Genomic DNA, 3,815 nt, shown 5'->3' with positions numbered 1-3,815 from the left:
CGCGGCCTCGGCATCACGTCGGGCGGCGGAGGGCTCACAGACATCGGCATCCCGGTGGCGATCATGCTCGGCTTCGCCGTGTTCGGCCTCGCGGTCTCCCGGCTGGTGCCGGACCGGGGGCGGGACCTGTGAGGGCCGGGCTCGCGATCGCCGGGGTCGAGCTGCGCCGGTTCCTGCGTGACAGGTCGAACATCTTCTTCGTCTTCATCTTCCCGTTGCTCCTCGTCCTGGTCATCGGCTCGCAGTTCGGGGGTGGCGGCGGGAACGGCCGGGTCGCGATCTCCGGCAGCGACAGCGCGCTGCGCAGCGCGGTCACGTCCGTGCTCAGGGATGACGGCGTCACGGTCACCGTGACCAGCGCGGATGTCGTCCGGGAGCTGCTCGCGCGCGGGCGGTCCGACGTCGGCGTCTTCATCTCACCGGACGCGGCCACCGCGTTCGACGCCGGGGACGACGTCGTCCTCGAGACGGTCACGAGCTCGGGACAGGGCACGCCGGCGGTGCTGCAGCGCGTGCGGACCGCCGTCGGGGGGCTCGCCACCACGAAGGGTCAGGTTGCCGCCCTGGTCGGCGCAGGCGTCGGAGAGCCCGAGGCGAGCGCAGCCCTGGCCGCCGTCTCGGCGTCGGTGACGAGGCCGAGCCTCGACGTCGTCGACATCGACCGGATCGCGCAGGAGTTCTCCGGGCTGGGCACGTTCGACCTCGGCGCGGCAGGCGAGACCCTGCTGTTCGTCTTCCTGGCCTCGCTCGCCGGATCGTCGACGCTCATCCAGACCCGTCGGCTCGGTGTCATGGCGCGCACCCTGGCTGCTCCCGTCTCGACGCGTCAGGCCATCGCGGGCCAGGCGCTCGGACGGCTCACGATCGCCGTGTTCCAGGGCGCCTACATCATGCTGGCGACCGCGGTGCTCTTCCGCGTCAACTGGGGCAACCTCTGGCTCTCCCTGCTCCTGCTGGCGACGTTCAGCGCGGTCGCTGCCGGCGCCGCGATGCTGATCGGCTCACTCATCGACAACGACGGTGCCGCGGGGGGCATCGGTGTCGGCCTCGGCCTCGTCCTCGCGGCGCTGGGCGGGTGCATGCTGCCGCTCGAGCTCTTCCCGTCGACCCTGCGGACCATCGCTCACCTCACTCCGCACGCCTGGGCGTACGACGCGTTCGCGAAGATCCAGCGCCATCACGCCGACCTCGTCGACATCCTGCCGCAGCTCGGGGTCCTCGCCGCGATGGCGGCGGTGCTGCTCGTGGTGGGCACGTGGACCCTGCGTCGGAGCGTGGCCCGGGCGATCTGACGCCGCTGCTGCATCGGCGGTTGCGCAGCCCCACGCCGGCGGCTGCGCCGGGCCTGGTCGGGACCAAAGACACTCGAACCCGGCCCGCGGGTCGTTCGACAGTTGAGCTGTGGGACAGCGTCCCGTGAGCTGGACGCCACGTCCCGCAGGGGAGCTGCATCATGCATCGGATGCGCTGGGTCGGGACGTCTCTCGCCGTCGTCCTCTCGCTGGGCGTCGGAGCGTGCTCGGGGTCACCCCCGGCGTCGACCCCCGCCCCCGCCCCGACGACGACGACGGCCACAGCCGAGCTGACCCCCGCACCGACACCGATGCCGTCGGTCACGGCCGAACCGACCGCGTCGGCGCTCGCTGACCTTGCCGCCTTCATCGACGCGGCGCGCGAGGTCGACCTGCGACTGCACGCGGCGACGCCACTGATCAACGCGACGATCACGACCGACACGGTCGTGGTCGACGAGGCCACGGCAAGCGCCGTGCGGGCGATCGACCTCTCGGCAGTCGCCTCGACCATCCCCGCGGGGATGCCCCCGGAGCTCATGCGGCAGGTGCTCACCGCGTACAGCGACCTCGTCTCGCGGACCCTGGCCGTGAGCCGCTTCCGCTACGCCGACCGGACCTACAGCCGGGTCCCGGCCGACGGCGCGATGGGCCCGGCCGAGGGTGAGGAGATGGTCGCGTGCCTGGCCAACGGCTCACCGGCCGCGCACCGCTTCGATGCCGACCTCGCTGCCGTGGTGTCGACGGCCGCCGCGACGACGCCGCTGCCGACTCTCGAGCCGACCTCGCTCGCCCACCCCGAGCTCCAGGCTCGACTGCAGGAGATCGTGACGCGCAACGGGGGCTGCGGCGCGTGCGGCGGCTACGTGACGACAAGGTCCTCCTCGATCGTCTGGGACGACGCGGAGCCCTCGGCGACGACCCGGAACGGCACGATCGTGGACGAGCCCGACGGGGCCGGAACCGACGACGGGGGCATCTCCTTCACCGCCACCTACTCGCCGGGCATCGGCTGGACGGTCGACATCCACGCCTGCTGATCGCGGTGCGGGTCCCTGCGCCGGTCAGCGTGCGGCGAGCGCCCGCGCCATGGCCTCGATCGTGCGCTCCATGATCGGGCGGGGCGTCGCGAAGTTGTACCGGATGAAGCCCCGACCGGCGTCCCCGCACATCCTGCCGTCGATCGTCGCGACCCCAGCGCGCTCGAGGAAGAACTGCGCAGGTCGCTCGCCCAGCTCGAGGTCGCGCACGTCGAGCCAGGCCAGGTAGGTGCCCTCGGGCGGCAGGTAGCCCACGCCGGGCAGCTGCTGGCGGACGAGGTCCGAGAGGGCGCGCCGGTTGCCGTCGAGGTAGGCAAGGACGTCGTCCAGCCACGGCCCGCCGTCCGCGTATGCGACCGTGTTGGCGATCACGCCGAGGTTGGCGGCGCCGTGCTCGACGGCCGGACCGATCCTCGACCACAGCTCGCGGGCGTGGTCGTTCGACAGGATGAGCTGCGCGCACTTCAGCCCCGGCAGGTTCCACGCCTTGGAGGCTGACGTCGCGGTCAGCGTGTGCTCCGCGGTCGCCGATGAGACCGAGGCGTACGGCGTGTGCCGGTACCCGGGATGGACGAGCGGGGCGTGGATCTCGTCGGAGAACACCCGACCGCCGTGGCGCTCGACGACCTGGGCGACGGCCGCGAGCTCGCCCGGTTCGAGGACCCGGCCGACCGGGTTGTGCGGGTTGCACAGAACCAGCAGGTTGCCGCCGGCCGCGAACGCCGCGTCAAGGGCGTCCAGGTCGTACGTGTACCGGCCATCCTCGGATGCCATGGGGACCTGGATCAGGTCGCGGCCCAGTGCGCCCGGCACCGTGAGGAACGGCATGTAGGCGGGCGTCGGGACGATGACGGCCGAGCCGGGGGTCGAGAAGTGCCGGATCGCGACCTCGAGCCCGGCGATCACGTCGGCCAGCGGCCGGACGTCCTCGGCCGGGACGTCCCACCGGTACCGGTCGCGGGCGAACTCGCTGTACGCGAGCGACATGCGACGGGTCACGGTGGGCGGGAGGTAGCCGAACGCCCCGACGTCGACGGCGGCGTGGAGCGCCCGGGTGATCGGCGGCGCGATCCCGAAGTCCATCTCGGCGACGAACGCGCCGATCTTGTCGGGGAAGGCGCTCCACTTGAGCCCGCCGGTCGCGCGCAGCTCCTCGGTCGTGATGTCGTCGAAGCCCGTCATCGGTCCGTCCTCGTCGGTGGAGTGGCGCCCAGGGAACGCAGCGAGGATCGCAGCCGCAGGGGCAGGCCCGCCACCACGTTGTCGTAGGAGTCCTCGATGAGCTCCTCGACGAAGCCCAGGTCGGCGGCCGGGCACAGCTCGACGGTGATCCAGTGCCGCTTGTTCATGTGGAAGCCGGGACCGACCACCGCGTGCGTCGCGATGAGCAACGGCACCTCGTCGGGCTCGGCCTTGAGGTTGACGATCATGTGCTCGCTGACCCGCGGGTTGTGCCAGAGCAGGGCGAACATCTTGCCGTGGA

4 protein-coding genes are annotated in these 3,815 nt (G+C 72.0%); 2 read left to right on the top strand and 2 right to left on the bottom strand.

Translation table 11 applies throughout. The features are described 5' to 3' along the window. Nucleotides 1–128 precede the first annotated feature (128 nt). Entirely contained in the window at nt 129–1,292 is a 1,164-nt protein-coding gene (locus VFW79_RS13300; protein WP_329677774.1) for an ABC transporter permease, read from the top strand. Between the two features lie 161 nt (nt 1,293–1,453). Further along, nucleotides 1,454–2,332 carry a hypothetical protein gene (locus VFW79_RS13295; RefSeq protein WP_329677773.1) on the top strand — a complete coding sequence of 293 codons (879 nt, stop codon included), beginning with the start codon at nt 1,454–1,456 and terminating at the stop codon, nt 2,330–2,332. 24 nt (nt 2,333–2,356) lie between these two features. On the opposite strand, the gene VFW79_RS13290 is transcribed toward VFW79_RS13295, so the two are convergent. Together VFW79_RS13290 and VFW79_RS13285 are read right to left on the bottom strand one after the other, a co-directional pair. Continuing rightward, nucleotides 2,357–3,514: a MalY/PatB family protein gene (locus VFW79_RS13290; protein ID WP_329677772.1), complete on the bottom strand. Its 1,158-nt coding sequence runs from the start codon at nt 3,512–3,514 to the stop codon at nt 2,357–2,359. Continuing rightward, nucleotides 3,511–3,815: MmcQ/YjbR family DNA-binding protein (locus VFW79_RS13285; protein ID WP_329677771.1), on the bottom strand; the 305-nt coding region annotated here is incomplete at its 5' end. The genes VFW79_RS13285 and VFW79_RS13290, both read right to left, overlap by 4 nt.

Source organism: Cellulomonas sp. (genome assembly GCF_036279715.1).
GTDB lineage: Bacteria > Actinomycetota > Actinomycetes > Actinomycetales > Cellulomonadaceae > Cellulomonas_A.
This window is presented reverse-complemented; position numbering and strand designations above follow the sequence as displayed.

Bases quoted from the DNA above. Each gene is read 5' to 3' on its own strand.
- VFW79_RS13295 (WP_329677773.1), top strand. From the start codon at position 1,454: ATGCATCGGATGCGCTGGGTCGGGACGTCTCTCGCCGTCGTCCTCTCG.
- VFW79_RS13290 (WP_329677772.1), bottom strand. From the start codon at position 3,514: ATGACGGGCTTCGACGACATCACGACCGAGGAGCTGCGCGCGACCGGC.